The 24,994-nt window shown below is 70.1% G+C and carries 20 protein-coding genes and 1 tRNA gene; 12 read left to right on the forward strand and 9 right to left on the reverse strand.

The window, feature by feature from the left end:
* Window positions 1–48 precede the first annotated feature (48 nt).
* From ASC65_RS09210 to ASC65_RS09220, 3 genes are read left to right on the forward strand one after another with little or no spacing between them, the layout of a single operon-like run.
* A complete protein-coding gene (locus tag ASC65_RS09210) occupies window positions 49–375 on the forward strand; it encodes a PepSY domain-containing protein (protein WP_056451865.1) in 327 nt (108 codons plus the stop codon).
* Window positions 376–1,038 (forward strand): response regulator transcription factor, encoded by a 663-nt coding sequence (locus tag ASC65_RS09215; RefSeq protein WP_056451867.1) that lies wholly within the window; start codon window positions 376–378, stop codon window positions 1,036–1,038.
* Window positions 1,035–2,381: a sensor histidine kinase gene (locus tag ASC65_RS09220; protein WP_200939817.1), complete on the forward strand. Its 1,347-nt coding sequence runs from the start codon at window positions 1,035–1,037 to the stop codon at window positions 2,379–2,381. The genes ASC65_RS09215 and ASC65_RS09220 overlap by 4 nt, the downstream gene beginning before the upstream one ends.
* A gap of 59 nt (window positions 2,382–2,440) precedes the next feature.
* On the opposite strand, the gene ASC65_RS09225 is transcribed toward ASC65_RS09220, so the two are convergent.
* The 6 genes from ASC65_RS09225 to ASC65_RS09250 all read right to left on the reverse strand — a co-directional run bounded on the left by ASC65_RS09225 (window position 2,441) and on the right by ASC65_RS09250 (window position 14,098).
* Entirely contained in the window at window positions 2,441–4,279 is a 1,839-nt protein-coding gene (locus tag ASC65_RS09225) for a DUF885 domain-containing protein (RefSeq protein WP_056451869.1), read from the reverse strand.
* Between the two features lie 78 nt (window positions 4,280–4,357).
* A complete protein-coding gene (locus tag ASC65_RS09230; protein WP_056451871.1) occupies window positions 4,358–5,401 on the reverse strand; it encodes a LacI family DNA-binding transcriptional regulator in 1,044 nt (347 codons plus the stop codon).
* A 78-nt stretch (window positions 5,402–5,479) separates the two neighbouring features.
* On the reverse strand, window positions 5,480–7,024 hold the full coding sequence (locus ASC65_RS09235) for a tryptophan halogenase family protein (protein WP_056451874.1): 1,545 nt from the start codon (window positions 7,022–7,024) through the stop codon (window positions 5,480–5,482).
* 8 nt (window positions 7,025–7,032) lie between these two features.
* A complete protein-coding gene (locus ASC65_RS09240; RefSeq protein ID WP_056451876.1) occupies window positions 7,033–8,556 on the reverse strand; it encodes a tryptophan halogenase family protein in 1,524 nt (507 codons plus the stop codon).
* A gap of 77 nt (window positions 8,557–8,633) precedes the next feature.
* On the reverse strand, window positions 8,634–11,771 hold the full coding sequence (locus ASC65_RS09245) for a TonB-dependent receptor (RefSeq protein WP_056451878.1): 3,138 nt from the start codon (window positions 11,769–11,771) through the stop codon (window positions 8,634–8,636).
* Between the two features lie 44 nt (window positions 11,772–11,815).
* Entirely contained in the window at window positions 11,816–14,098 is a 2,283-nt protein-coding gene (locus ASC65_RS09250) for a beta-glucosidase (RefSeq protein WP_056451880.1), read from the reverse strand.
* 318 nt (window positions 14,099–14,416) lie between these two features.
* Here ASC65_RS09250 and ASC65_RS09255 point away from each other — a divergent pair, with 318 nt between their 5' ends.
* The 3 genes from ASC65_RS09255 (at window position 14,417) to ASC65_RS09265 (ending at window position 16,798) form a co-directional block, all read left to right on the forward strand.
* Window positions 14,417–15,670: an MFS transporter gene (locus ASC65_RS09255; protein ID WP_056451882.1), complete on the forward strand. Its 1,254-nt coding sequence runs from the start codon at window positions 14,417–14,419 to the stop codon at window positions 15,668–15,670.
* A gap of 100 nt (window positions 15,671–15,770) precedes the next feature.
* Window positions 15,771–16,313, forward strand: a complete 543-nt coding sequence (locus tag ASC65_RS09260; RefSeq protein WP_056451884.1) for a hypothetical protein — start codon at window positions 15,771–15,773, stop codon at window positions 16,311–16,313.
* 119 nt (window positions 16,314–16,432) lie between these two features.
* On the forward strand, window positions 16,433–16,798 hold the full coding sequence (locus ASC65_RS09265) for a GFA family protein (RefSeq protein WP_235561460.1): 366 nt from the start codon (window positions 16,433–16,435) through the stop codon (window positions 16,796–16,798).
* Between the two features lie 14 nt (window positions 16,799–16,812).
* On the opposite strand, the gene ASC65_RS09270 is transcribed toward ASC65_RS09265, so the two are convergent.
* A complete protein-coding gene (locus tag ASC65_RS09270) occupies window positions 16,813–18,141 on the reverse strand; it encodes an Hsp70 family protein (RefSeq protein ID WP_056451885.1) in 1,329 nt (442 codons plus the stop codon).
* Between the two features lie 41 nt (window positions 18,142–18,182).
* A tRNA-Arg gene (locus ASC65_RS09275) sits at window positions 18,183–18,259 on the reverse strand.
* Window positions 18,260–18,784: 525 nt separating this feature from the next.
* Here ASC65_RS09275 and ASC65_RS09280 point away from each other — a divergent pair.
* Together ASC65_RS09280 and ASC65_RS09285 are read left to right on the forward strand one after the other, a co-directional pair.
* Complete coding sequence (locus ASC65_RS09280; RefSeq protein ID WP_056451888.1) at window positions 18,785–21,271, forward strand: helicase-related protein; 2,487 nt, start codon at window positions 18,785–18,787, stop codon at window positions 21,269–21,271.
* The gene (locus tag ASC65_RS09285) at window positions 21,268–21,552 is read left to right on the forward strand and encodes an RNA-binding S4 domain-containing protein (protein WP_056451889.1); all 285 of its coding nucleotides are present in this window, start codon (window positions 21,268–21,270) and stop codon (window positions 21,550–21,552) included. The genes ASC65_RS09280 and ASC65_RS09285 overlap by 4 nt, the downstream gene beginning before the upstream one ends.
* On the opposite strand, the gene ASC65_RS09290 is transcribed toward ASC65_RS09285, so the two are convergent.
* Entirely contained in the window at window positions 21,536–22,165 is a 630-nt protein-coding gene (locus ASC65_RS09290) for a YceI family protein (RefSeq protein ID WP_056451890.1), read from the reverse strand. The genes ASC65_RS09285 and ASC65_RS09290 overlap by 17 nt on opposite strands.
* A 173-nt stretch (window positions 22,166–22,338) precedes the next feature.
* On the opposite strand from ASC65_RS09290, the gene fdxA reads away from it, so the two are divergent.
* From fdxA to ASC65_RS17460, 4 genes are all read left to right on the forward strand, one after another.
* Window positions 22,339–22,680: a ferredoxin FdxA gene (gene fdxA, locus ASC65_RS09295; protein ID WP_056451892.1), complete on the forward strand. Its 342-nt coding sequence runs from the start codon at window positions 22,339–22,341 to the stop codon at window positions 22,678–22,680.
* A 353-nt stretch (window positions 22,681–23,033) separates the two neighbouring features.
* Window positions 23,034–23,582, forward strand: coding sequence for a CarD family transcriptional regulator (locus ASC65_RS09300; protein ID WP_056451894.1), 549 nt, complete (start codon window positions 23,034–23,036; stop codon window positions 23,580–23,582).
* 180 nt (window positions 23,583–23,762) lie between these two features.
* On the forward strand, window positions 23,763–24,515 hold the full coding sequence (locus tag ASC65_RS17580; RefSeq protein ID WP_235561480.1) for a hypothetical protein: 753 nt from the start codon (window positions 23,763–23,765) through the stop codon (window positions 24,513–24,515).
* Complete coding sequence (locus ASC65_RS17460) at window positions 24,439–24,966, forward strand: glycosyltransferase (protein WP_235561477.1); 528 nt, start codon at window positions 24,439–24,441, stop codon at window positions 24,964–24,966. The genes ASC65_RS17580 and ASC65_RS17460 overlap by 77 nt, the downstream gene beginning before the upstream one ends.
* The last annotated feature ends 28 nt before the right edge of the window (window positions 24,967–24,994 follow it).

Raw genomic sequence — 24,994 nt, forward strand, 5'->3', positions numbered from 1 at the left:
CGGACGGGCGTCAGCGAAATGTCAGCGGGGCGGGCGCACCTTGGCGGCATGACCCACCGACACCCCCTCCGGCGCCTGGCGCCCTTCGCCTTCATCCTGCTGGCGGCGGCGGCGGCCCCGGCCTTCGCAGGTCAGTCCGACGACGACGACCACGTCGCCGCCCGCGAGGCCTTGCGCCGGGGCGAGATCCTGCCGCTGTCGCGCATCCTGGCCATCACCGCCCGCCACGTGCCCGGCGACGTCATCGACGTCGAGCTCGAGCGCAAGGATGGCATGTGGCGCTATGAGGTGAAGGTTCTGACCTCGACGGGACGCGTTCGCGAGGTCAAGCTGAACGCCCGCGACGGGGCGGTGCTGGAGATCGAGGACGACTGAATGCGCTGTCTCGTCGTCGAGGACGACCCCGACATCCAGGGCGACCTCAAGCGGGCCATCGAGGCGGCGGGGTTCACGGTCGACGTGGCCTCGGACGGCGACGCCGCCTGGTACCAGGGCGACGTCGAGGACTACGCCATCGCCGTGCTCGACCTCGGCCTGCCGCGGCTCGACGGCCTGTCGGTGCTGCGCCGCTGGCGGGCGGCGGGCCGCGCCTTCCCGGTGCTGATCGTCTCGGCCCGGTCGGACTGGACCGAGAAGGTCGAGGGCATCGAGGCCGGCGCCGACGACTACCTCGCCAAGCCGTTCGAGATGGGCGAGTTGGTCGCGCGCCTGCGCGGCCTGCTGCGCCGCGGCGCCGGCCGGGTGTCCAATGTCGTGGTGCTCGGCAAGCTGCGGCTCGACACGGTGCGGATGGCGGCCTCCTACGACGGCTCGCCGGCCCGGCTGTCGCCGCTGGAGTTCCGCCTGCTCGACTATCTGGCGCACCAGCCCGGCCGCGCCGTCTCGGCGGGCGAGCTGGCCGACCACCTGTACGGAACCTCCGAGACCGGCGACGCCAACGCCATTGAGGCCATCGTCGCCCGGCTGCGGCGCAAATTCGGATCCGACCTGATCACCACCCGGCGCGGCTTCGGCTATCTGATCGAAGGCGTCGCGTGATTACCCGCTCGCTGCGCCTGCGGCTGTTGCTGGGAGCGGGAGCGGCCATTCTGGTCGCCCTGCTGGTCGCCTGGATCTTCATGGGCCTGCTGTTCGAGCGGCACCTCGAGCGGCGCATGGCGGTCGAGCTGACCGGCGACGCCACCCGCTTGGCGGCGGCCCTGACCGTCGCCCCCGACGGCCGCCTCGGCCTGTCCGAGCCCCTCCCCGATCCGCGTCTGCAGACCCCGGCCAGCGGCTTCTACTGGCAGGTCTCTGGCGGCGGCCGGGTGCTGCGCTCGCGCTCGCTGTGGGACGAGACCCTGGCCGCGCCGCCGGACGCCCCGGCCGACGAATGGGGCCTGCGACGCGCCGCCGGGCCTTTCGACCAGGAGGTCTTCCTGCTGGAGCGCCAGGTCCAGCCCGACGCCGACAGCCCGCCCCTGACCATCCAGCTGGCCCAGGACGCCTCCGCCATCGCCACGGCCCAGGCCGAGTTCGGGCGCGAGCTGGCGGGCTTCCTCGCCGCCCTGTGGCTGGTCCTCATCGCCGCGGCCTGGCTGCAGGTGCACCTCGGCCTGCAACCGCTCAGAGGCCTGCGCGACCGGCTCGCTGCGCTGCGCTCCAACTCCTCGGCCCGTCTGGACGAGCCCTGGCTGAACGACGTCCGCCCCCTCACCGAGGCCATCAACGAACTGGCCGAGGCGCGCGAGGCCGATCTGCAGAAGGCCCGGGCCCGCGCCTCCGACCTGGCCCATGGCCTCAAGACCCCGCTGGCCGCTCTCAAGGCCCAGAGCCGCCGGCTGCGCGAGGCCGGCCAGACCGAGATCGCCGACGGCCTGGATCGCTCCATCGCCGCCCTCGCCGCCACCACCGAGGCCGAGCTGGCGCGCAGCCGCATCGCCGCCGCCGGCCAGGGCGGCGGGGCCGACGCCCGCGACAGCGTCGAACAGCTGATCAGCGTGCTGGAGCAGACCGACCAGGGCGAGGCCATCGCCTTCACCAACGACATCGCCGACGGCGTCGCCCCGCCGCTCAGCCGCGACGACCTGACCGAGCTGATCGGTCCGCTGCTCGAGAACGCCGTCCGCTTCGCCCGCCGTCAGGTGGTCGCCCGCGGCCGCACCGAGGACGCCGGCGTGGTGCTCTGGATCGACGATGACGGGCCGGGCATCCCGAGCACCGAGCTGACCGCCCCCACAGGCCGCGGCGTCCGCCTCGACCAGACCAGCCAGGGCCAGGGCCTGGGCCTGTCGATCGCCGCCGGCCTCGCTGAGGCCTCGGGCGGCCGGCTCACCCTCAGCCGTTCGGCCCTTGGCGGCCTGTGCGTCGAGGTGCGGTGGAATCATGATGACGCCCGCTGACCGCCCGGCGCGCCGGCCGCGGACGCTGGCCGCCTGAAGCGTCGACGACGACGGCGACTTCAGGCCGCGGAGGCCGCCCAATCCGCGACGAGGCGTTCGAGCACTTCGAGCGGGATTGCGCCGGCGGCGAGGGCGACATCGTGGAAGGCGCGAATGTCGAAGCGGTCGCCCATGCTCGCGCGCGCTGCGGCGCGCGTGCGATCCCAGACCGTGTGCCCGAGCTTGTAGCTGCAGGCCTGGCCCGGCCAGACGCAGTAGCGCTCGATCTCGGTGGTCATGGTCGACTCCGCGTCGCCGAGCGTCTCGACCATGTACCGTACGGCCTCCTCGCGGCTCCAACGCTTGTGGTGGAGCCCCGAGTCGGCCACCAGCCGCGCCGCCCGGAACATGAAGGATTGCAGGTAGCCGAGGCGGCCGAGCCGGTCATCCTCATAGACCCCCATCTCGTCGGCGAGCTGCTCGGCGTACAGGGCCCATCCCTCGGTGTAGCCCGAGAACAGCGGCATCTTGCGCAGCATCGGGATGCCGGTCGCCTCCAGGGCCACGGCGATCTGGAAGTGATGTCCCGGCGAGGCCTCGTGGTAGGTCAGTGTAGGCAGGGTGAACCGCGGGTTCTCCGCCGTATTCCGGAGATTGATGTAGTAGGCGCCGGGTCGCGAGCCGTCGAGCGAGGGCATCTGGTAGCTGCCTCCGGGAGCCCCGGCCTCGATCTCCACCGGCACCCGCCGGATCTCGACGGCGGCGCGCGGCAGTCGGCCGAACACCTCCGGCAGCCGCTGCTGCATGCGCGCCATCTGGGCATTGAGATCAGCGATGAGCTCGGCCTTGCCGGCGTCGGTGTTGGGATAGAGCTGGTCAGGGCGGCGCGCGACGGCGGCGATGCGTTCCCCCACGGACCCCTGGGTCAGGCCTTCCGCGCGCAGGATCTCATCGGCCCGCGCGCTGAGTTCAGCCACCTGGGCGAGGCCGATCTCATGGATTTCGTCGCCCCCCATGTCAGTCGTGGTCGAGCTCAGCACGCCATAGCGGTAGTAGGCCTCGCCGTCGGGCAGACGCCAGCACCCGGCCTCCGTCGGCGCGCCCGGCAGCGCCCGGGCTATGACGTCCGCCTGCCGTTGCAGCGCCGGGTAAATGGAATCGCGCACGATCGCCTCAGCGCGCGCCTCCCAGTCGCCGGCCAGGTCGGCCTGACCGGCACGGCGAACCAGCGACTGGGTCAGTCCGGACCGCGCCGGAGCGATGCCGAGTGTCGCCGCGAACTGTTCGCCGGTGCGGCGGAGCACGAAGTCCGGCGGCACGGCGCCGGCGGCGTGGTCCTTGCGGACCCGGTCCGTCTCGACATCCAGCACGGCGGCGAACGCTTGGAGACGGTCGAGGTACTGTTCCGCGTCTTCGACCGTGCGCACCTGGTGCTGGGTGTCGAGGAACTGCGGGATGCTGCTGTAGCTGCCGCCCAGTTGACTGACGAGGTAGGGATTAGCGCCGCCGACCGGCGCCTGAACGCCATAGTCGAACCGGTCCGCGCGCGCCGCCCCGTCGAGGACGAAGCGGGTCGTGTCGTAGTTGACGGCGTCCATTCCGGTCAGCGTCGTGCGATCGATGGCGGCCAGTTCGGCGTCGTACCCGCGGAAGGCTGCGAAGGTGCGGTCGACGAAGTCCTGTGACCGATCGTCCAGGCGGCTCCGCACCGCCGCATTCGCACCCGTGTCCAACCCGAGGGCCGTCATGAACTCAGGCGACTGTGACAGGTATTCCTGCATCATCCGGTCGAGCAGCGCCGTAACCCGCCGCCCGCCCTCGGAGGCGGCGGCCTGCGGCGCGCCGGCCAGGACAGGCGACGCGGCGAGCGCACCCACGCCGGCGGCGGACGACAACAGAAAGCGACGACGGTCGAGCATGGCGAATCTCCGGAAAGAACCTTGGCAAGGGGATGGCGCCAACGCACCGCTTGCAAGCGGACCGGGAGGGGCCATCGATCAGCCCCTCGGCGGGGCCGTCGAGGCGCGGGCGATCAGGTCGAAGGGAAGGATCTGCTGCTCGGGGATGTCGGCCTCGCCGGCCTTGGCGCGCATCAGGGCGCTGGCGGCGGCGGCGGTCATGGGCGCGATCGGCTGACGGATGGCGGTCAGCGGCGGATGGCTGAAGCGGACGATCGGCGTGTCGTCGAAGCTGACGATGGAGAAGGCGTCCGGCACGGCGAGACCGGCGTCGTTGGCGCATTTCAGCGCGGCCAGGGCCGTCTGATCGTTGCTGGCCACCACCGCCGTGGGCGGGTTGGCGCGCGCCAACAGCGACTGCATGGCGCGGATCGCCGTGTCGTAGGTGAAGTCGCCCGGCGCCACCAGGTCGGGATCGAACAGGCCGCGCGCCTCCAGGGCCTCGCGGTAGCCGTCGGTCCGGGCGGCGCTCAGCGCGTATTCGTCGCTGCCGGTGATGAAGCCGACGCGGCGGTGGCCCAGGTCCAGCAGATGTTCGGTCGCGGCGTGGGCGGCGGCGCGGTCGTCCATGGCGATGGCGAAGCCGGGACCCTCGATCTGCGAACCGATGCGCGCGAAGGGCAGGCCCTGCTTGGCCAGCAGCTCCGTGATCTGGTCGTTGTCCGAGTGCGGCGGCGTCAGGATGATGCCGTCGGGGTGCAGGGCCGAAATGGCCCCCAGGACTTCCCGCTCCACGTGGCTGGAATGGGTGTCGATCAGCTCGAAGATCATCCGGTAGCCGTGCTTGGCGCACTCCAGCATCCCGCCCATCAGCATCTGGTCGACCCAGTCGGTGCCCTCGCCGGACTTCCAGCCGTCGATGGTGCGGTCGCGGTCGTTGAGCGCCAGCAGAAGGAAGGAGCGCGAGCCGCCCATGCGGCGCGCCGCCAGGCTGGGCGTATAGCCGAGACGGGCCACGGCCGCGTTGACCCGGTCCTTCACCTCGGGGCGCACATTGGGCCCGTTGTTGATGACGCGCGAGACGGTCTGCAGCGAGACCCCGGCCTCCGCCGCCACATCCCTGATCGTTATCGAGCGGCTCAAGGACGGTGACCTTCCCGGGTTCGGCGAAGATCATCCAACCTTGGCGTTATCGCTGCAAGCCGCATCGGCGCCGCACCTTCAGACAGCCGCGAGCTCCGCGATCGGCAGCTCCACCGGCGGCGCCGCGCAGTGGGCGTCCAGGAAGGCCTGGAGCATGGGCTGATCCTCGGCCGCGCGGCGCACCAGATCGGCGGCCTTGTCGAGCTCAGCCGGCACGCCCTCGAACGGAATGCGCTCGACCAGCGGATGCCAGGTGCGAGGGACCACGCCCATGCCGTCCATCACCGACTGCCAGCTGGCGTTGCGGAACAGGGCGTCCAGGCCCTCCGCCAGCGAACCGTTGGCGCGGAACAGGTCGATCTTGGCCTGCAGGCTCTCCGGCGGGACCATGTCCCGGCAGGCGCGCCAGAAGGCCGTGTCGTCGCGCTGGGTCAGGCAGTAGTGCAGCACCACGAAGTCGCGGATTTCCTCATAGTCCGCGGTCATGCGGCGATTGTACTCGTCCGCCAGGGCCGGGGCGCAGTCGAGGTCCGGCAGATAGCGGAAGAAGAAGTCCATGCCGCGGTAGATCAGGTGGATCGCGGTCGACTCCAGGGGCTCGATGAAGCCGCTGGCGAGGCCGAGCGAGAGCACGTTCTTGGACCAGATGCGGTCGCGCACGCCGGTCTTGAACGGCACCGCCATCGGCTTGACCACCGGCCGCCCCTCGACCTTGGACATCAGCACCGCGGTCGCCTCGTCGTCGCTCAGATGGGCGCTCGAGAAGACGTAGCCGTTGCCGGTGCGGTGCTGCAGCGGGATCTGCCACCGCCAGCCGAAATCCTCGGCGTGGGCCTGGGTATAGGGATGCGGCGGGCTGACGTTCTCGGTCTGCACCGCGATGGCCCGGTCGCACAGCAGCCAGTGGGACCAGTCCGTGTAGGCGACCTGCAAGGCCTTGCCGATGAGCAGGGCGCGGAAGCCGGAGCAGTCGATGAAGAAGTCCGCCTCGACGACCTGCCCGGACTTCAGCCGCAGCGACTGGACGAAACCGTCGGGCCGGGTCGCGACGTCCTCGACAATGCCTTCGGTGCGCTTGACGCCGCGCGCCTCGGCATAGGTGCGCAGGAAGCGGGCGACCCGCTTGGCGTCGACGTGCAGGGCGTAGGACGCGCCCGCCAGCGGGGTGCGGGGCGCCTTGAAAGGCAGCATGAACCGGTCCGCCTGGGCCATCACATTGGCCGGCGCGAAGTCCTGCAGCGGGCGCGGGTAGCCGTTCAGATGGGCCTTGAGCCAGACCTGGTAGAAGTCGCTGACATCCACCTGGGCGCCGATCGCGCCGAACGGGTGGAAGTAGCGTTCGCCCTTCTGCTTCCAGTCGCTGAACTCGATGCCGAGCTTGAAGCTGGCCTGGGTCTCGCGGATGAACTCGGGCTCGTCGACGCCGAGGCGGGCGAGCAGTTGCAGGAAGGGCGGGACAGTGGATTCGCCGACGCCGATGGTGCCGATGTCGTCGGACTCGACCAGCTCGATCTCGCACAGCCTGCCCTTGAAATGTTCGGCCATCAGGGCCGCGGCGATCCAGCCGGCGGTGCCCCCGCCGACAACGCAGATCTTCTTCAGGGGGCGGCGAGGTTGGTCCATGTCGGGGCTCATGCGGCGCGGGCGGGATCGAGGGCGGCGAGGAAGCGGGCGTGGTCGGGGGTCTCGGCGACGAGGCGGCTGAGGTTTTCGCGCATCTCTTTCAGGCTGCGTTCGAGATAGGCCGGATCCAGCGCATCGACGGCCGGGTCATAGTCGCCGGGGAAGACGTCGAAGCCGGCGTAGATGGCCAGCCAGCTGGCCGGGTGGAACATCTCCCAGCGATAGCGGACGAACTGGCCGCGGGCCTTCCACAGCGCCAGCTTGCGCTCCAGGGTCTCCGGGATTTCGCCCTCCCGGCAGTCGCGCCAGAAGGGCTCGTCGCGGCGGTTGAGCTTGTAGTGAAGGACGATGAAGTCGCGCACCCGCTCCATCTCGCGGGCGGACTGATCGTTGAACTCGTCCAGCACCGGTCCGGCGAAGTCGCGGTCCGGGAACAGCGACTTCAGCCGCTCGATGCCGTTCTCGATCAGGGCGATGCTGGTGCTTTCCAGCGGCTCCAGGAAGCCGGCCGAGAGCCCGATGGCGACGCAGTTCTTCTCCCAGGCGCGGGCGCGGCGGCCCGGTCGGAAGCCGATGCGGCGCGGCTCCATCAGCGGCCGCCCCATCAGATTGGCCGACAGCTCGGCCAGGGCGTCCTCGTCGCTGGTGTGCGCGCTGGAGAAAACGACCCCGTTGCCGGCGCGATGCTGCAGCGGAATGCCCCACTGCCAGCCGGCCGTGCGGGCGGTGACGCGGGTGAAGGGGTCGGGGTTGGCCGAGGAAGCGTTCTCGCTCTGCACCGCCCAGGCCGCGTCGCAGCGCAGCCAGCGGCCCCAGTCCTCATAGGGAACGCCCAGGGCCTCGCCGATGAGCAGCCCGCGGAAGCCCGAGCAGTCGACGAACAGGTCGCCCTCGACCTCCCGCCCGTCGTCCAGCACCAGGGCCCGCACGAAGCCGTCCTCGGGCCGCAGGGCGCCCGAGCCGATGCGGGCGTCGATCCGTTGGCAGCCGCCCGCCTCGGCGTAGCGCCGCAGGTATTGGGCGAACAGGGCGGCGTCGAAATGCAGCGCCCAGTCGAACACCGACAGCGAGGACGGCGGATTGGGCGACGGAAGGGTGAACTTGCCCGCCGCAGCCAGGCTGGCGCCGAGCGAATAGTCGCCCATCGGCCCCGGGTCGGAGGCGGCGCGCTGCTTGAGCCAGTAGTGGTGGAAGCCCACGCCCTTCAGATCCTGACCGAACAGGCCGAAGGGGTGGATGAAATCGGGGCCGGCGCCGGACCAGCCCTGGAACCGGATGCCCAGCTTGCAGGTGGCCTGGGTGGCCTGCATCACCTCGGCGTCGCGCAGGCCCAGCTGGGCGTAGAAGCGGCGGATGGTGGGGATGGTCGCCTCGCCCACGCCGATCGTGCCGATCTCGGAGGATTCGACGACGGTGATGCTGACGGGCGCGCCCCGAAAATGCTGCACCAGGGCCGCGGCGGTCATCCAGCCAGCGGTGCCTCCGCCGACGATGACGACTGATCGGATTCGCCGAGCCTGGCCTTGGTCCATAACGCTCACGTTAGGCGGAAAAATCGGCCGGCGACACCAGGAGGAAGTGTCGCCGGCCAAGGCGCTTCAGGAAGAAGTCAGAAGCGGGCGCGAACGCCGATCGAGTAGCGCGGCTCGAACTGGTTGCGGCTGTGGAACTGCTGATGCCCCGGTTCGAACTCGACGTAGTACTCCTCGATCTCGCCCAGGATGTTCGAGCCGTTGAAGTAAACCGCCACCAGATCGTTGACGTCGTAGGTGACGTTCAGGTCCACGTACTGTGCGGTGTCCTGATAGATCGGGATCGAGCCGAAGGTGCCCGACAGGCGCGGCGTCCGGTAGTTCCACGCCACACGCGCCTGCAGCTTGGCGTCCTGGTACCAGAGCGCGGCGTTCAGCGAGTGCTTGGAGTTGTCGGGGAACGGCAGGTCGTCGCCGGCCAGGCTCTTGGCGTTCTGCGAGCTGTCCGACAGCGTGTAGCTGCCGTCGAAGCCGAAGTTCGACCAGATCGGCGTGTCGATGAAGTCGGCCAGACCGACCTTGACCCCGACTTCCAGGCCCTGGAGTTGGCCGCCCTCGCCCTGGACCGGGCGATTGACGTCGACCAGTCGACGGGTGACGCCGTCGCCGTCCGGATAGGAGCCGCTCTGCGGAACCGTGGCCCGGGTGACGAAGCTGTCGATGTCGAGGCGGAAGACGCCGATGTTGAACAGCGTCTCGCGGCCCAGATAGTACTCCAGGGCGAGATCGAAGTTCGAGGCGCGCCACGGATCCAGGTCGGGGCTGCCGGCCAGGGTCGCACCGGTGACCCGACGGATGCCGACCGGCGGAGCGGTCGGATCGGCCGGCGTCGGCCCGAGCGAGTCGGCGGTGGTGATGGTGACGCCGCCGCCGTAGTTGCCCAGGTCGAGCGGGATCATGGTCTTGGACCAGGCGCCGCGCAGACGAAGCTCGTCCGTGAGGTCGTAGGACAAGTTCACCGACGGCAGCCAGTCCTGGTAGCTGCGGCTCGAGATGGTGTCGCCGACGTCGAGGTTGGTGTCGCCGTAGGCGCGGGTGTCGCCGGTCTGGTTCTGGCGCACACGCAGCTCGGTGTGGACCATGCGCAGGCCGATGTCGCCGCTGAGCTGACCGTACTCGATCCCGGTGTTCACATAGGCGCTGTCCTCATAGAGGTCGACGTCATAGCTGTTGCCCGGGATGATCACCTCGAAGGCGTTGCCGAACACCCGCTCCTGGAAGGCGACCACGTCGTCGAAGTCGCGCGGATCGGCCACCCACACGCCCGGCAGGCCGGTGGTGATCGAGCCGTAGTCGGTCATGAAGAAGGTGTTGTTGTTCTCCCGCAGCAGGGTCGGCCGGTTGACCGTATAGCCCTGGAAGCAGGTCGGGGCGTTGACCGCCGTGCCGCAGTTGCCAGGCGTCGGCGCCAGCGGCAGCAGGGGATCGTAGCCCGGGTTGGAGACGAACTCGCCGGAGCGGCACTGCGGGTTGTCCATGACCACGTCGATGGCCTTCCACTGCGCCGCGCAGCCTTCCTGGTTGCCGTCGCCGACCCCCGCATAGAAGTTCGAGAACAGGTGGAAGTTGGAGATCTCGACCTCACGCGCGCCGTGACGCAGACCGGCGTCGACACGGGTGATGAAGCCCAGGGCCGGGTTGTCGAACTCGTAGGAGCCGTCGGCGCGGAAGACCGTCAGGTCGGACTCGTTGCGCTGGTTGCCCTCGGACGAGTAGGCGCCGACCGTGTAGCTGTCGAGGTTCGACATGTAGTCGGTCAGCGGCCGCATCCCGCCCAGGCCGCCCGGCAGCAGATTGTCGAAGCCGCTCCAGGCGAGGGAGCCGCCGCCGATGTCGATGTGGAGCTGCGGATCGGCCCCGTAACCCTGCGGGTTCGGGCTGATGTAGCGACCGCCCTGGCTGCCGATCACGCCGTTCGAGAACTGCGAGGCCGGATACTGGGAGGCGATCGCCGCGGGATAGAAGGGCCCGCGCGTCCGGTCGGCCGCGTTGCGGAACAGGGTGAAGGTCCGGTCGGGGCCGTACTCCCAGTTCGACAGGTCGCCCTGGACCTGACCGTTCATGCTGAGCAACGAGGCGTCGGCCTTGATCGCGCGGACGTTGAAGGTGAACGGCCCGCCCTTGTCGTAGTCGAGCTCGAGATTGAAGTTGGTCGACTCGTTCTCGGTGGTGCGGTTGACCGTGAAGGAGTTCATCCACCAGACGTCGAGGTCGTACTCGGTGACGTCCAGCCACGGATTGCCGTTGCCGCCGTTGACCCCGGTGACCTCGAACTCGGTCGGATTGGTCCAGGTCAGGCCGCTCCAGCGGTTGGAGATGTTCAGGCCGGCGGCGCGGTTGTGCTCCACCTGGTGGGTGTAGAAGACCTCGCCGGTCAGGCGGATGCCGTCCTCGATGTCGAACTGGAAGGCCGCGTTGACGCTCTCGCGCTTGCGCTCGACGACGCGCTGGAAGCTGTCGTAGCCGTGCGGCGCGATCCAGTTGTCGGCAGAGCCGCCCCAGTCGTTGTTCCCGAACAGACCGCCCGAGATGCCCGAGTAGTTGTTGCCCAGGTTGGACTCGCTGAGCACGCCGGCGACCATCACCCCGAAGCGGTCGTTCCGCCAGTTGATCAGGCCGTTCAGCAGGTAGTCGTCTTCACGCGTGCGTTCACCGGTCTGGTACTCGGCGAGGGCAGCGATCGTGGAGCCCTCGTCGAAGTCGAACGGCCGGCGGGTGCGCAGGTCGATGGTGCCGGAGATGCCGGACAGGGCGTTGGTCACGTCCTGCGACTTGAACACGACGATCGAGCTCATCAGCTGGGCCGGAACGTCGTTCAGGTTCGGCTGGGCCGTCCCCAGGTTCCCCGGGCTGAGGTACTGCTCGCCGTTCATCAGGGTGACGACCTGCGGCATGCCGCGGACGTTGACGGTCGCGCCCTCCCCGGCGCTCCGCTGGATCTGGACGCCCGGGATGCGTTGAAGGGCGTCGGCCACGGTGACGTCGGGCAGCTTGCCGATGTCTTCCGCCGAAATGGCGTCGACGAGGGCGGCGTTGTCCCGCTTGATGTCGATGGATTGCGCCTGCGAGGCGCGAATGCCGGTGACGATGACCTCCTCGACCTCGTCGGGATCGGCCGCCGGAGCCGGAGCCGGAGCGGTCTGGGCCCAGGCCGGCGCAACAATGGCTGAACTGGCCAACAGGGCCGGCAGCAACGCTCTCTTGTACACCCTCATTCGTCCCTCCTCAGGTGCGCCGCGTTTGTTTTGCGGCATTGGTCTCAGGGTCTGATCGTCGACCCCGACAGCGAGATTTCCGTAGTCGGCCCGTCCGCGACGGCGTCGCGAGCGACGACGATGCGGTAGGGGCCGGATGCAATGCGCCACCCCGGCAGGGCGACGTCGTACTCAGCGACAATCCGCGGCTCGGCGGTGATCGTGACGCGTCGCGTCTCGCCGGGCTGCAGGGCGACCCGCGCCCATCCGGCCAGCCGCCGGGGGCCGCCGCCTGCGGGCGTGACATACAACTGGGGCGTCTCTATCCCGGCCCGATCGCCGGTGTTGGTCACGTCCACCGCGACCTTCAGCCCGTCGCCGTCAGGCTCGGCCGCGAGCCCGGCGTAGGCGAAGGTGGTGTAGGACAGGCCATGGCCGAACGGGAACAGCGGCTTCAGCCCCTCGCGGGCGTACCAGCGGTAGCCGACGTCCGAGCCCTCGACATAGTCCACCGGGAAGCCGGCCATGCCCTCGGCGCGCGGCGCTCCGGGGTTGGAGGCGGCGGCCGCGGCGGCGGCGTCGGCGCGCTTCAGGGCGTCCATGCCGGGCACGATCGGACGCGGCGGCTGGTCGGCCGAGGCCGGGAAGGTGATCGGCAGGCGTCCGGACGGATTGACCTCGCCGAACAGGATGCGGGCGATGGCCTCGCCGCCGCGCTGGCCCGGATACCAGGCCTGCACCACCGCCGGGACCTCTTCGATCCACGGCATCAGCACCGGCCCGCCGGTCTCCAGCACCACGACGGTGCGCGCATTGGCGGCGGCCACGGCCTGGATCAGGGCGTCCTGGCCGTCTGGCAGCGAGATGTCTTCGACGTCCTGGGCCTCGGTCGTCCACTGGGTGGCGAAGACCACGACGACGTCAGCCTGCTGGGCCGCGGCGGCCGCGGCGGCCGGGTCGCGCCCGTCGATGTAGGTCACCGTCGCCGACGGGCTCGTCGCGCGGATCGCGGTCAGCGGCGACGACGCGTGCCAGGTGGTGCGGGCGAAGGACGAAGCGGCCCCCGAGGTCAGCGGGATCTCGACCGGCGCGCCGCCCACCGACCGGACCTGCGAGGAGCCGCCGCCGGACAGCACGCCGACGTCGGCATGCCCGCCGACCAGCAGGATGCGTTTCGCCGTCCGCGCCAGCGGCAGGGCGCCGCCCTCGTTCTTCAGCAGGACGATGCCGTTCTCGGCGGCGCGCTGGGCCACCTCGGCGTTGCGGGCGTAGTCGATCGGCTGGGCGGTCGTGACCGGCGGCGTATCGAGCAGGTCGTTCTCGATCATCCCGACCAGGATGCGCCGGACCATGTCGTCCAGCCGCGCCTCGGGGATTTCGCCGGCGGCCAGGGCGGCCTCGAACGGCGCGCTGAAGAACGGGCCGCTGTCCAGCTCCTGGCCGGACTGCTGGTCCAGGCCGGCCAGCGCCGCCTTGGCCGTCGAGTGGACGGCGCCCCAGTCGGACATCACCCAGCCGTCATAGCCCCAGTCGCGCTTCAGCACCTGGTTGAGCAGGAAGTCGTTCTCGCAGGCCCAGTCGCCGTTGATCTTGTTGTAGGCGCACATCACCGAGCCCGGGTCGCCCCGCTCGATGGCGATCTGGAAGGCCAGCAGGTCGCTCTCGCGCAGCGCCGCCTCGTCCAGGCGGGCGTCCATGATGGTCCGGCCCGTCTCCTGCGAGTTGAAGGCGTAGTGCTTGATCGTCGACACGATCGGATTGGTCTGCACGCCGCGGATGTGCTCGCCGGCCATGACGCCGGCCAGCAGCGGGTCCTCGCCCAGATACTCGAAATTCCGCCCGCCCCAGGGGTCGCGGGTCAGGTTGACCCCGCCGGCCAGCAGGACGTTGAAGGTCTTGGCGCGCGCCTCGCCGCCGATCATCTCGCCGCCGGCGAAGGCGATCTCCGAATCGAAGGTGGCGGCGGTGGCCAGGCTGGACGGCAGGGCGGTGGCGACGTCGCCCTTGCGCTGCTCGACCTGGTTGGCGACGCCCAGGCTGGCGTCGGATTCGCGCAGGTCCGGAATGCCCAGGCGCGGCACGCCGGGGATATAGCCGGCCGAGGGGATCATGGCGCTGAGCGGCGCGCCCGGCGTGCGGTCCGCCATCGGCGGGAAATAGCCGTGGATCAGCCGCAGCTTCTCCTCGCGGGTCATGCGGGCGACCAGGTCGTTGGCGCGGTCGGTCGGAGAGGCCGACGTCGCCGACGACGGGGTTTCGCTCACCTCGGCGACCACCGGGCACGCCACGGCGAGCCCCGCCGAAAGGGCGAGGGCCGCCAGGCCGGTCGCGCTACGCCAACGCCGCATCGATCACTCCCCTTGCCTCGCCGCTGGCGAGGTTGGCTTTCGCTCGGAAGGGGGACCGGAAGGGCCGTGGCCGCATCCGCGAGCGGACGCCGCGCCATCACTGGCGCTCGCTCCGCATGGCCGAAGATCCAGGGGACCTTCCGGCGTCTCGACTCCCGTTCGATGAAGGTCTTCGCCCTCTAAGCGGGAATGAAACACGGATTGTGAACGTTCACAATCAGAAAATGTGACCGAATGTCGGCCCTCCTTTCGGGGCCGGGGGATTGCCGCTCGCCCGGTTTGCCTCGACAGTTCCGTCCGGGGCGGACGAGGGTCAGCATGGAATCGCAGGACGGGCCGGAAGCGGCGGGCGGCAAGCGACGCGTGCGCGACCTGGCCCTCATCGGCCTCGCCTACGCCGGCGGGGTGACGGCCTATGTGCCGCTCCTGACCCTGCTGCTGCCCGACAAGATCTCGGCCATTGCGGGGGCCGAGGCCCGGCTTGACGTCCTGGGCCTGTGCACGCTGCTGGGCGCCCTGACCGCCAGCGTCAGCAACATCCTCGCCGGCCACCTCAGCGATCGGACGGCCCGCAGCCGTTTTGGGCGGCGCGGCTGGATGGTCCTTGGCCTGGCCGCGGTGCTGGCGGCCTACGCCGGCATCGCCGCAGCCACGACGGCCCCGACCCTGGTGGCCTGGGTGGTGGTCTTCCAGGCCGGCGTGAACTTCCTGCTTTCTCCGATGATGGCGGCCCTGGCCGAAGAGGTCCCGGCGGCGCAGCGAGGCGTCCTGGGGGGCGTGCTGGGCGTAGGCTATCCGTTCGGAGCCCTGCTCGGCATCGCCGCCACCACCCCGGCCGTGGCCTCCGCCGGACTGGGCCTGGCCCTGGCGGGCGGCGTAGCCACGACGCTGATCCTGCCCTTCATCCTGATCCGGCCGCAGCCGGTGGCCGAGAGTCCAGCCGCCGCCCCGGGCGGACTTCGCCTGTCGGCGGGATTCGCCGGCGCGGCCCTGTCCCGCCTGTTCCTGCAGATCGCGGGCGCCGCCATCTTCGTCTACCTGGTCTATTTCTTCGAAAGCCTGTCGCCGGCCGGGCCCGTCGCCAAGGGCGCCCTGACCGGCCGGCTCGCCTGGCTGTGCGCCGCCGTGACCCTGGCCAGCGCCCCGCTGGCCCTGATCGTCGGCAAGGCGGTCGACCAGTACGGCGGCGCCCGCGCCTGGCTCGCCGCCTGCGCCTTCGTCTGCGCCGCAGGCCTGGCCGCCATGAGCCTTCACCAGGGCGTCGTCGTCGCCATCGTGGGCTATGCGGCCTTCGGCTGCGCCGTCGCGGTCTTCATGGCCATCCACGCCGCCTGGGCCATGAACCTGCTCCCCTCCCCAGCCCACCGCGGCCGCGACCTGGGCCTGCTCAACCTGGCCAACACCGCCCCGTCCGTGATCGCCCCCCTGCTCGCCGCCGCCCTGGTCTGGGGCGACGACTTCTCGCCGCTGCTGCTGGTGCTGGCGACGCTGTCGCTGGCGTCGGGCGCCCTGATCGTCTGGATCGGCGCCAGCGCCCGGGCGGCAGCGCGGACGGCCCCTTCGACGCCGTAGAGGAATCCGGACTGACGGCCTATTGCGGGCCTTCCGTACCTGGACCAGGCTCACGGCAACGCTTCCGGATTGGCCTGAGGCGAACCGGAAATTTGAGCACATGTCGCCGCTGCGTCTCGCCACCCTCGTTGTCGCGGCCCTACCGCTGATCGGGGCCGCAAAGGGACAGGGGGAGCTCTGGGACGACTGGCGCTACGTGCCCGCCGCCGCCGACCGCGGCGCTGCGGCCGAGCTGGGCGAAACGGGCACTCTGTTTCGCATCCAGTGCGACCCGGCGCGCCACGTCTTGGCCTTCGAGTACTTCCCCGACGAGGGCGGCCCGGCCGACTGGACGGAAGAGGCCCGCAACCGCGGCATCGAGCTGATCCTCTATTATCCGGCCTCCGACACCGAGACGACCTTCGTGGTCCACGGCCCGGCGACCGCCGACAGCCTGACCGGAACCTTGCCCCTGACCGCCGACCTGTCCGACGAGATCGCCGACGCGCCGGAAATCCAGCTCTACGGCGAGAACGGGCCGAGCAACCGGACCTTCGGCGGCGCCGCCGCGGCTGTCCGCCGGGTCGCAACGGAATGCGCCCCTCCCCGCACCGGCCCGAAGCCGCCCAAGGTCGAGCACGGCCGCGAGAAGAGCGACTGGTGATCGACGCCATCGCGCCGGCTGAGGGCCGGCCGGATTGAAACAATCGTGCGCACCGGAGTTGGGTCTCAGGATTCGACTTCGGAGGCGCACAGGATGGAACAAGTCAACGGCGGCTGCCTGTGTGGAGCCGTCCGGATAGTCGCCACGGGCCGGCCGAACGCGTCGGCCTCTGCCACTGCCTCGACTGTCGAAAGCACCACGGCGCCCTCTTCTACGCCGCCGCCATCTTCCCGCAGGGCTCAGTGGTCATCACCGGCGAGACCGGCGACTACAACGGCCGCCATTTTTGCGCCCGCTGCGGGTCCTCGGTCTTCGCCTGTAGCGGCGACGAGATCGAGGTTCACCTGGGCGCGTTCGACGCGCCCGACCAGTTTCTCCCCACCTACGAAAACTGGACACTCCGCCGCGAACACTGGCTGCCGGCGTTCCCGGAGATGAAGCGGTTCGAGCGGAACCGGGAAAGCGTAGGGCGGCGGGAGGACTAGCTCTCCGCGCGGGCTCAGGCCGCCGCCGGCCGCGCCTCGCTCCAGTCATCGAGGTTCGGCTCCCGGCCGATCAGCGCCAGGCCCGAGGCGATGGACTCGAACTCGCCGCCGGTCTCGATCGGCACGCCGCCGAACCGTCTCTGGAAAATGGCCCGGACGGCGGGGACGAAGGAGGTCCCGCCGGTCAGGAAGATGCGATCGATCTGGCCGGCGCCCAGGCCCGAGCGCGCCACGGCGTCCTCGACGGCCGCTTCGATGGCCGCCAGCTCGGGCGCGATCCATCCCTCGAACTCCTGGCGGGTGACCGTCTTTTCGATCCGGATCGACCCGGCGACGAAGGCGAAGTCCGCCACCTCGTGTTCCGACAGATCCAGCTTCAGCGCCGACACGGCCTGGTACAGGGCGTAGCCATGGTTGTCGTCGAGGATCTCGACCAGCCGGTCGAGCTTGTCCGGCTCCTCCGCAGTGCGCGCCAGGGCGCGGATGTCGCGCATGTCCTTCGACGCCCTGAGCAGGGCCAGCTGGTCCCAGCGGGCGAAGGCGGCGTAGTAGCGCTGCGGGATGGGCAGCGTCTTGTCGAAGGTGCGGTATCGCCCGCCCTTGCCCAGCTGGGGCGACACCAGCTGGTCAATGATGCGGTAGTCGAAGGCGTCGCCGGCCACGCCCACCCCGGACCGCGACAGGGCGGTCGACTTCAGGCCGTCCGCTGACCGCTCGAAGCGGATGACGGAGAAGTCGCTGGTCCCGCCGCCGAAGTCGGCGACGAGCACGGTGGCGTCCGCCTCGAGCGTGCGGGCGAAGAAGAAGGCCGCGCCCACCGGTTCATAGGCGTAGCGGATGTCGCTGAAGCCCAGGCGGGCGAAGGCCGCCTGGTAGCGGTCCAGCGCCAGTTGCTCGTCCGGCGCGCCGCCGGCGAAGGTCACGGGCCGTCCGACGATCACGCGGGCGGGCAAGGCGGCCATCGTCTCCCCGCCATGGGCGCGGACGCGCAGCAGGAAGGCGCCGAGCAGGTCCTCGAATTTGTAGCGTCGGTTGTCGATGACGGTTTCGGTGAAGGCGGCGCTGGCCGCGAAAGTCTTGAAGGACTGGATGAAGCGGGTGTCGTGCGCATCCTCGACATAGGCGTCGATGGCCCAGGGACCGGCCTCCACGATCCGTTGCGGCGTCCGGTCGCCCGCGCCGTGCCGCATCTGGAAGCTGAGCGTCGAGCGGAAGGCCGTCACCTCGCCCGACGGCGCCTCGAAACGCAGCACCATCGCCTCGCCGTCAGACCCCGCGATGGCGACGACGGTGTTGGTGGTGCCGAAGTCGATGCCGACGGTCGGCCCGGTCGCAGAGGTCATGCTGGGGCTCCGAGCGGTGGGCGGCGTTCCTAGCAAGCATTTGGCGACCCCGGCAGGACTCCAACCTGCGACCTCGGCTTTAGGAAAGCCTTGCTCTATGCAGCTGAGCTACGGGGCCACGCAGGGGCTGACCTAGCGGCTCGGAGCGCGCGGGGGAAGCGGGCGCGGCAGCGAAATCGGAGCGCCAGGAGCGACGGAGGGCGGAACGCCCCGTCCTCGTCTCCGCCGACACCTGTGGATCGTTGTGGTTAATCGTCCTTAAGATACAACATCTTGTAGGGAACAAAGGCCGAATCGCGGCATGTAAGTGATTCGATCCTGATTCGTTTCGCCCCTGTTCCGGCGCCCAAGCTGCGCTGTTTACGGCTCTCGCGCGCGACGGATCGACCCGCCCCCGACACGCCGTGATCCGAACCGGGAGGCCTTGTCCCGACCGCGCGCCGGAACTGCTCTGGCTTGCGGTTAATAGATCTTAAGATACAATATCTTGTAGGGAACAAATCCCGAATCGGGCCGTGTCGGCGATTCGGTCCTGATTCGTTTCGCCCCCGTTCCGGCGCCTCAAGCTGAGCTGTTTACGACTCGCGGAAATGCGCAGGCGGCGCTTGAGGAACCCGGTGGGAACAGCCACCTTTTCAGCATCATGAGTGATCGCGGCGCCGGCCTGGCCCCGTCCCGCGTCGTTGCGGTGCTGGGCCCCACCAACACGGGCAAGACCCACCTCGCCGTCGAGCGGATGCTCGGCCACGCCTCCGGCATGATCGGCCTGCCGCTGCGGCTGCTGGCGCGCGAGATCTACGACAGGATCGTCAAGCGGCGCGGGGCCGCCGCCGTGGCCCTGGTCACCGGCGAGGAGAAGATCGTCCCGCCGCGGGCCCACTATTTCGTCTGCACCGTCGAGGCGATGCCGATGGAGCGGCAGGTCGAGTTCCTGGCCGTCGACGAGATCCAGCTGGTCGCCGACCCCGAGCGCGGCCACGTCTTCACCCAGCGGCTGCTGCACGCCCGCGGCCGCGCCGAGACCATGTTCCTGGGCGCCGGCACCATGGCGCCGCTGGTTCGGCGGCTGGTCGAGGACGTCGAGATCGTCCAGCGCGAGCGGCTGTCCACCCTCAGCTACGCCGGCTCCAAGAAGCTGACCCGCCTGCCCCGCCGCTCGGCCATCGTCGCCTTCTCGACGGACCAGGTCTACGCCATCGCCGAGCTGATCCGCCGCCAGCGGGGCGGGGCGGCGGTGGTCATGGGCTCGCTCAGCCCCCGCACGCGCAACGCCCAGGTCGAGCTGTTCCAGTCCGGCGAAGTGGACTTCCTGGTCGCCACCGACGCCATCGGCATGGGGCTGAACATGGAGGTCGACCACGTCGCCTTCGCGGGCCTCAGGAAGTTCGACGGCCGCCGCACCCGCTGGCTGCACGCCCACGAGATCGGCCAGATCGCCGGCCGGGCCGGGCGGCACCTCAAGGACGGCACGTTCGGGGTGACGGGCGAGGCGCTGGAGCTGGATCCGGACCTGGTCGAGCAGGTCGTCGAGCACCGCTTCGATCCGGTCGAGGCGGCCGAGTGGCGCAACGCCCGGCTGGACTTCGACACCCTCAACGACCTGCTGCGCTCTCTGACGGTGACGCCGGGGCGCAGCGGTCTGAACCTGACCCAGCCGGCGCTGGACGAGACCCTGCTGCGCCGTCTGATCAAGGACGAGGAGGTGGCCCGCATCGGCCGCTCGCGCGGGGCCATCATGCGCCTGTGGGAGGCCTGCCAGCTGCCGGACTTCCAGAAGACGACGCTGGACGAGCACGGCCGCCTGTCGAAGGAGATCTTCCAGGCCCTGACGGGCAAGCGCGGCCGGCTGACCGAGGACTGGGTTGCGCCGCGTTTCGCCGAACTGGACCGCGACGACGGCCAGATCGACCAGCTGTCGGCCCGGCTGAGCGGGGTGCGCACCCTCAGCTACATCGCCAACCGCCCCGACTGGCTGGACCAGGCCCAGGGCTGGCGCGACAGGACCAAGGCGCTGGAGGAGCGGCTCTCCGACGTGCTGCACGAGCGGCTGACGGCCCGCTTCGTCGACCGGCGCACCACCGCCCTGATGCGGGCCCTGAACGTGCGCGAGGACGCCACAGCCGACGTCGACGCCGAGGGCGCGGTGGTGGTCGAGGGCCATGCGGTCGGGCGGCTGCAGGGCGTCGACTTCCAGCTCGACAAGGGCTCCAGCGCGCTTGAGGACAAGGCCCTGCGCCATGCCGCGCGGCAGGCGGTGACGCCGGAGATCGCCCGGCGCCTCGGCAGGCTCGCAGCCGACGGCGACGACGCCTTCGCGGTGACGCCCGCGGGCGCGGTGCTCTGGCAGGGCGTCCAGGCCGGGCAGATCACCGGCGGCGACTGGTTCGCCCCGCGGGTGCGGCTGTTGGGCGAGCTGGGATCGGTCGCGGCGCGCGAGCGGGCCCAGCGGCGGCTCGAGGCCTGGCTGGCCGGCGAGTCCGGCCGGGCGCTGCGGTCGCTGCGGCGACTGAAGGGCGCCGGCGAGAGCGGGGCGCTGAAGGGCCTGCCGCGCGGCCTGGCCTGGCGGCTGGTCGAGGCGGGCGGCGTCATCGACCGGCGCGAGGTCGAGCGCGACCTGGCCGCTCTCAGCCAGGTCGAGCGGCGCACCCTCAAGGAGTTCGGCGTCCGGCTGGGCGCCCATTCGGTCTGGCTGCCGGCCCTGCTCAAGGGCCGCGGCAAGACGGTGGCGCAGGCCTTCGTCGCCGGCGCGCCCTTCCGGCCCAAGCCGGAGGGGCTGACCCTGCTGCCCGAACCGCCGCCGTCGGCGCGCGTGCTGTCCGCCTTCGGCCTGCGCGCCGTGGGCCGGTTCGGCGCACCGGTGGAGCTGCTTGAGGCCTTGAGCGAGCGCCGGTCGAAGCACGGCGGGCGGCTCAGCGATGAGGACCTGGCCGAGCTGAAACTTACCGCCGAGGAAGCCAAGGCCCTGATCGCCGGGCTGAAGACCACCCGCGCGCAACAGCCGGATCACCCCGAACGGGCCGCCCGGCCGGTGAAGGACTCGCCGTTCGCGGCCCTGTCGGCGCTGACCCAGCCCGCCGCCCCCGCGCCGGAGCGCCGCAAGCGGCCGCGTCGCAGGACCGCCGCCAAATGAGCGAGGCGGGCTGCCGCATCGACGTCTGGCTGTGGCGGGCGCGGTTCGCCAAGACCCGTTCCCTGGCCGCGGCCATGGTCGAGCGCGGGACGGTGCGGCTGACCCATCACGGGGCCCAGACCCGGCTCGACAAGCCCAGCCGCAGCGTCCACGTCGGCGATCGGCTGGTCTTCGCCCTCGGCGGGCGGCTGGTCGACATCGAGGTGCTCGCCCTGGGCGAACGGCGCGGGCCCGCCGAAGAGGCCCGCGCCCTCTATTCAGCCCTTACGGCTGGCGGATGAACTCGCCCTCGATGTGCAGCTCGACCTCGTCGCCCAGGCCCATGGGCAGGCCATAGTCGATGCCGAACTCCGAGCGCTTGATGGTCGCCTCGCCGTCGAAGCCGGCCTTGTAGGTATCGCCCATCGACGGACCGGCCTGATTGAAGTCGACCTCCATGGTCACCGGCCGGGTGACGCCGCGCAGGGTCAGGTCGCCGACCACGGTCGCCTCGGTCGGATCGTCGGCGTCGACGGTGACCGAGCGCGACACGAAGGTCGCGGTCGGGTGGTTGGCGGTGTCGAAGAAGTCCGCCGTCTGCAGGTGGCGGTTCAGGGCGTCATTGCCCGAATGCACAGAGGTCAGCGGAATGGTCGCGGTCAGCGAAGACCCAGCCGGGTTGGCCGGGTCCAGTTTCAGCTCCGCCTGCACATCCACGAATTGGCCGGTGTAGGTCGAAAAGCCGAGATGGCTGACCGACCAGGTGATCTTGCCGTGATCCGGGTCCAGCTTGTACGCGCCCGCCTGCACCTCCGCCGGGTTTTGGGTGAGGACGGCCTGGGCGCCGACGGCGCCGGCGGTGGCGAGGGCCATGGCGGCGAGACCGAAGGCGGCGGTGCGAAGAAGGGGACGCATGAGGGCTCCGACAAACTGAAACAGTGACGGATACCAAATAGGCCGCTCCAGCCTGGCCGCAACCCCTCCAGGTCGCTTCGGTTGACAGTTGGCGCCGGCGGGGTCATCTGCGCGTCCCGCGCCCCTCAACCCAGCGCCCTCAACAAGCCCGCCGTTCCTCCAGCTACTGGCCCATGACCTACATCGTCACCGACGCCTGCGTGCGCTGCAAATTCATGGACTGCGTGGAAGTGTGTCCGGTGGACTGCTTCTATGAGGGCGAGAACTTCCTGGTCATCGCCCCGGACGAGTGCATCGACTGCGGCGTCTGCGAGCCCGAGTGCCCGGTCGACGCCATCAAGCCGGACACCGAGGACGAGCCGGACGGCAAGTGGCTGCAGGTCAACGCCGAATACGCCAAGGTCTGGCCGAACATCACGGTCAAGGGCAAGCCGCCCGCCGACGCCGAGCAGTTCGAGCGCGAGACCGGCAAGTACGAGAAGTATTTCTCCGAGAAGCCCGGCAAGGGTTCCTGACGCCGAAACCGGGCCAGCGCGTCCGAGCTTGGCGGCGGTTATTCCTGATCAGTGTTCACGTCCGGCGGCGAGGATTCCCGGCAGGGTCAAGCCTGACGCTGTGCACGTTTTGAAATTTTCCTTTTTTGTGATAGGTTCCTGTCATTGGGTCGGGCGGTCTGCGAAATCTCGCGCCGCCCGCGTTTGCGACAGAATCCCATCCACGCAGGTGGGATCGGCCAGAGGTTTGGTGATCCGTTTCCGTTTCGACAACTGACGCACTCGCGACCGACGGACTTTGTTCGCCGGTCCGTTGCACTGTTGCTTACGCGTATGCGTCTCGCCCTGCCCTTTTGCGCCGGGAAAGGAATGACATGACGAACAAGACTGGTCTGGAATTCAAGGTTGGCGACGCGGTCGTCTATCCGGCGCACGGCGTCGGCAAGGTGGCGGCGGTCGAGACCCAGGAAGTCGCGGGCATGTCGCTGGAAGTCTATGTCGTGACCTTCGATCACGAGAAGATGACGCTGCGCGTCCCCACCAAGAAAGCCAAGACCGCTGGTCTGCGTTCGCTGGCCGCCGACGACGTCGTCACCAAGGCCCTGACCACGCTCAAGGGCCGCGCCCGCATCAAGCGCACCATGTGGTCGCGCCGGGCCCAGGAATACGAAGCCAAAATCAACTCGGGCGACCTGATCTCGATCGCCGAGGTCGTCCGCGACCTGCACCGCGCCGACAGCCAGCCGGAACAGTCCTACTCGGAGCGTCAGCTCTATGAGTCGGCCCTGGATCGCATGGCCCGTGAAGTCGCCGCGGCCAACCGCATCGACAAGGACGCCGCCGTCGAGCTGCTCGGCAAGTCGCTGAGCGCCAAGAAGGCCGCCGCCCCGGCCGTGGCCGAGGAAGAAGCCGAAGCCGCCTGATCGGGCGACATCGCTGAAAGACAGAAGGCCCGGGAGCGATCCCGGGCCTTTTCTGTTGGCGGCTACGGTTTCCCGGCCCGCTCGGATTGGAAGTGGGGTCGAAACAGTTTCGTTCAAGAATTGCGCAGCGGCTTTCTATGCGCAGAGTCCGGGACCCTCAGCTGAAACGGGGGTGACCGAATGCGGGTGTTGTTGTCGACCTATGGCTCGCGCGGCGACGTGGAGCCGATGGCGGGGCTGGCCGTGGCGCTGCAGGCGCTGGGCGTCGAAACCGTGGTCAGCGCGCCGCCGGACCAGGAGTTCATCGACCTTCTGAAGCGCGCCGGGGTCGCCTTCGTCCCGGCCTTCATGGGCGTGCGGGACTGGATCGCGACAGCGGGCAAGCCGCCGGTCGACCTCCCCCGGCGCGCGGCGGAGATGGCCAGGGGCCAGTTCCCGGCGATCGACGCGGCGGCGGAGGGCTGCGACCTCATCGTCGCCACCGGCCTGATGCCCTCGGCGGCGGCGGCGCGGGCCGTGGCCGAGCGACGTGGCGTCGCCTACGCCCACGCGACCTTCTGTCCGCTGTTCCTGCCGTCGGAGCATCACGCCCCCTTCCCCTACCCCGGCCATCCGCACCCGCCCGGCGTGACCGACCCGCGGGCGCTGTGGGACCACAACATCGAGGCGATGAACGCCCTGTTCGGCGCGGCGGTGAACGACTTGCGGGCGCGACAATGTGCGCGACCACGTCTTCACCGACCGCCCCCTGCTGGCCTCGGACCCGACCCTGTGGCCCTGGGCTCCGACCGAGCTGTGCGACGCGGTGCAGACGGGCGCCTGGATCCTGCCGGACCCTCGCCCCCTGTCAGCGGAACTGGAGGCCTTCCTCGAGGCGGGAGCGCCGCCGGTCTATGTCGGCTTCGGCAGCATGGGCATGGCGGCGTCGCATGACGCGGCGCAGGCGGCCGTGGAGGCGGCCCGGAGCCATGGACGGCGGGTCGTGCTCGCCCAGGGCTGGGCGGGCTTTGAGCCGATTGACGACGGCGCCGACTGCTTCACCGTCGGCGACGTCAACCAGCAGGCTCTGTTCCCGCGTGTCGCCGCCGCCATCCACCATGGCGGAGCCGGCACGACCACCGCCGCCGCGCGCGCCGGCGCGCCCCAGATCGTCGTCCCCCAGATCGTCGACCAGCCTTTCTGGGCTGGGCGGATCGCCGCTCTCGGCGCCGGCGTGTCGCATGACGCCGCGACGCCGACGGTCGAATCGCTGACCAACGCGCTGCAGACGGCGCTGTCGCCCGAGGTGAGCGCCCGGGCCGCCGGCCTGGCCGCCGAGGTGCGCGCCGACGGGGCCGTCCTTGCCGCCCGGCGGCTGATCGAGAGCGCGTCCGGTCCCTCCTGATCGTCGCCGACGGCGCAGGCGAGGGACC

It is taken from the genome of Brevundimonas sp. Root1279 (assembly GCF_001425945.1).
Taxonomy (GTDB): Bacteria; Pseudomonadota; Alphaproteobacteria; order Caulobacterales; family Caulobacteraceae; genus Brevundimonas.

Coding starts and splice junctions, on each gene's coding strand:
- ASC65_RS09270 (WP_056451885.1), bottom strand. CDS start 18,141: ATGACCTCTGCGACCGGGCCGACCGTCGGCATCGACTTCGGCACCACC.
- ASC65_RS09240 (WP_056451876.1), bottom strand. CDS start 8,556: ATGGACCAAGGCCAGGCTCGGCGAATCCGATCAGTCGTCATCGTCGGC.
- ASC65_RS09210 (WP_056451865.1), top strand. CDS start 49: ATGACCCACCGACACCCCCTCCGGCGCCTGGCGCCCTTCGCCTTCATC.
- ASC65_RS17580 (WP_235561480.1), top strand. CDS start 23,763: ATGCGGGTGTTGTTGTCGACCTATGGCTCGCGCGGCGACGTGGAGCCG.
- ASC65_RS09280 (WP_056451888.1), top strand. CDS start 18,785: ATGAGTGATCGCGGCGCCGGCCTGGCCCCGTCCCGCGTCGTTGCGGTG.
- ASC65_RS09285 (WP_056451889.1), top strand. CDS start 21,268: ATGAGCGAGGCGGGCTGCCGCATCGACGTCTGGCTGTGGCGGGCGCGG.
- fdxA (WP_056451892.1), top strand. CDS start 22,339: ATGACCTACATCGTCACCGACGCCTGCGTGCGCTGCAAATTCATGGAC.
- ASC65_RS09250 (WP_056451880.1), bottom strand. CDS start 14,098: ATGCGGCGTTGGCGTAGCGCGACCGGCCTGGCGGCCCTCGCCCTTTCG.
- ASC65_RS09225 (WP_056451869.1), bottom strand. CDS start 4,279: ATGCTCGACCGTCGTCGCTTTCTGTTGTCGTCCGCCGCCGGCGTGGGT.
- ASC65_RS09215 (WP_056451867.1), top strand. CDS start 376: ATGCGCTGTCTCGTCGTCGAGGACGACCCCGACATCCAGGGCGACCTC.
- ASC65_RS09245 (WP_056451878.1), bottom strand. CDS start 11,771: ATGAGGGTGTACAAGAGAGCGTTGCTGCCGGCCCTGTTGGCCAGTTCA.
- ASC65_RS09290 (WP_056451890.1), bottom strand. CDS start 22,165: ATGCGTCCCCTTCTTCGCACCGCCGCCTTCGGTCTCGCCGCCATGGCC.
- ASC65_RS09260 (WP_056451884.1), top strand. CDS start 15,771: ATGTCGCCGCTGCGTCTCGCCACCCTCGTTGTCGCGGCCCTACCGCTG.
- ASC65_RS09235 (WP_056451874.1), bottom strand. CDS start 7,024: ATGGACCAACCTCGCCGCCCCCTGAAGAAGATCTGCGTTGTCGGCGGG.
- ASC65_RS09300 (WP_056451894.1), top strand. CDS start 23,034: ATGACGAACAAGACTGGTCTGGAATTCAAGGTTGGCGACGCGGTCGTC.
- ASC65_RS09255 (WP_056451882.1), top strand. CDS start 14,417: ATGGAATCGCAGGACGGGCCGGAAGCGGCGGGCGGCAAGCGACGCGTG.